This is a genomic window from Cupriavidus sp. 05T313 (assembly GCF_056396665.1).
Window position 1 is genome coordinate 1 of record NZ_JBFTLX010000455.1, and the last position, 2367, is coordinate 2367.

General features: G+C 56.8%; 1 protein-coding gene. It reads left to right on the plus strand.

The annotated features are described in order from the left end of the window. The first annotated feature begins 1048 nt into the window (after positions 1–1048). Positions 1049–2068, plus strand: coding sequence for an extracellular catalytic domain type 2 short-chain-length polyhydroxyalkanoate depolymerase (locus tag AC1DKD_RS40700; RefSeq protein ID WP_441629624.1), 1020 nt, complete (start codon positions 1049–1051; stop codon positions 2066–2068). Positions 2069–2367 lie beyond the last annotated feature (299 nt).

A 2367-nucleotide genomic window follows, 5' to 3' on the forward strand; every position in this document is an offset into this window, starting at 1 on the left:
ATGTCAACGTCAACCAGAACATCGCCCAGCTGCAAAGCATCAACGTGAACACGCTCAACAACGTCGGCGTGATCGGCTCCGGCTTCGGCTCCGGCTTCGGCCCGCTGAGCATCGACGTCAACCCGTCGCAATGGGCCGCCACCCACGCCAAGGTCTGAACGGCATGCGCCCCCTCGCTTCGCGGAAACCCCGCGGGTTCCACGGCCAGCGGACACAATGCTCCGGCGCGCACTAGCGCAATTGGGAGCCCATCATCCGGTTGCGTTAAGTTGACAATGCCCGCCGAAGCGCAGCCGCCATTTCGGCCTTCACGCGCTCCTGCGCCACCCACCCATCCGTTACACCTTCTGCGCCTCCCCACACTGTCGGTCGCCATCGTCACTCCCATCACTTGGGCGATGCATCGGTTGCGGATTGGTAATCCGGTGATCACCATCACCAGGCATGCAGCGCCATAGGCCGGCAGCGCGCCTGGACGCCACCTACGCCAAGGCATGCACGGCTTGCGCCCCCGCATGGTGGAAGTGGCTGGGACAGCTATATTAATCCATGAAATTTCATTTAATATAAATTAAAGCAGATTTAATTAATATTAAATTCATGAGCAAGAAGTTAGCAATCAGCTCATAGGCGTCCCTCATGACAACCAGGCGACACCGTTGCAAATACCGCACGCACGCATAAATAAAAGATCGAAACTCTTTTGAAACGCCGATAATGTTGCACAGCACAAGACCAAGCACTCGTGTATGGCGCCCTAGAAACACTGCAGCCCGTTGTGTTGAACGCACAAAAGCAGTGCATTGACCAAAACGGTCTATCGGAATTCGACGATGCTGGCACGGCATTTAGTTGTGATGTTGCGACGTCAAAAGTCGAAGCCGGCTGCCCTATCGCGGATCCACAGCGCAGCGAGTTTGAAGCACTTCCGCGTATGCGAGGCCCCGCTCCTTTCGATTCGCCTGCCCCGAAGGGCAATGGGTTTTCCGGCCCGTGCTTTCCTTTAGTCCAATTTTGTTTTGATCGTTGTGCCACAGGAGCTACCGTAATGAAATTGCTTCGCACTCTTACCATTGTTGCCTTTGCACTCGCAGCTCTTCCTCATACTGCGCTGGCCGCCGATGCGCTGCCATCTTATGCCGGCGACCTATCGCAGACCTCAGTTTCCGGCCTGTCGTCGGGCGCCTTCATGGCGGTCCAGTATCAGGTCGCATACTCAGGTTCTGTCGCCGGTGCCGGTGTGGTAGCGGGTGGGCCGTATTATTGTGCGGCTGGGAACATCCTCAACACAACGATCTGCATGGGGCAGGTGCCGTTCGTGCCGCCGAATCCTGCACTGATGGTAGCCGCCGCAACGGGTTTTGCGTCGCTCGGTCAGATCGACCCGCTAGCGAATTTGCAGAAGGCCCGGGTCTATGTATTTAGCGGAACGAAGGATACCGTTGTCTACCAGCAGGCTGTCGACGCGACAGTGTCGTTCTTCAAGGAGGCCGGCGTTCCTGCGTCTAGCCTGCAGTATGTGAATAACGTGGCAGCCGGCCATGCATTCATCACACCGGCGTTCGGCAACGTGTGTTCCGATAACGCATCTCCATACATCAGTCACTGCGCGGTCGGCAAGCGAGGGTACGATCAGGCTGGCGCGTTGCTGCAGCAGATCTACGGCACGCTGAACCCGCCGGCGAAGAGTTTGTCAGGAAGAATCGTGCCGTTCGACCAGCGGGAGTTCGCGACGACCGCGACAGGCATGGCGGATACGGGCTTCGTTTATGTGCCGAGTTCATGCGCTCAGGGAGCACCGTGCAAAGTCCACGTGGCATTCCATGGGTGCAAGCAGTCCGAAGCCGTGGTCGGCAATGATTTCTATGCGAAGACGAACTACAACTATTGGGCGGACACAAACAACATCCTTGTGCTGTATCCGCAAGTGAATGCGTCTACGGTTCCATTTAATCCGCAAGGCTGCTGGGACTGGTTCGGTTATACCGGATCTGATTACGCGCTGAAATCGGGGGCGCAATTGAGCGCTGTCAACGCCATGGTCGGCCGGCTGCTATCCAAGCCKTGATGTAGGGCGGCCGCTAACTCGCCAGGAAATCCTGCTCGTGTTCTCGGCCAATGCCGGCTTCTCGTTGGCGCCAGAGCCTAACGAGCCTCCCAAGCCCATGGATGCGCCCGGCGTTCGCGAAGAAACTACTACTTTTGGTTATGAAAGATCTGTTTGTTATTTTGGTTCATCCGACTTTCGTGTGGGTCAGCGCAGCTGGATGTAGGTTGAGACCACCGCAGTGGAAGTAGACGGCGATCTTAAAGTGGTCCGGATTGCGATAGCCGCAGGCTCGCTTCTGCACAGTGGCGATCTTGGAA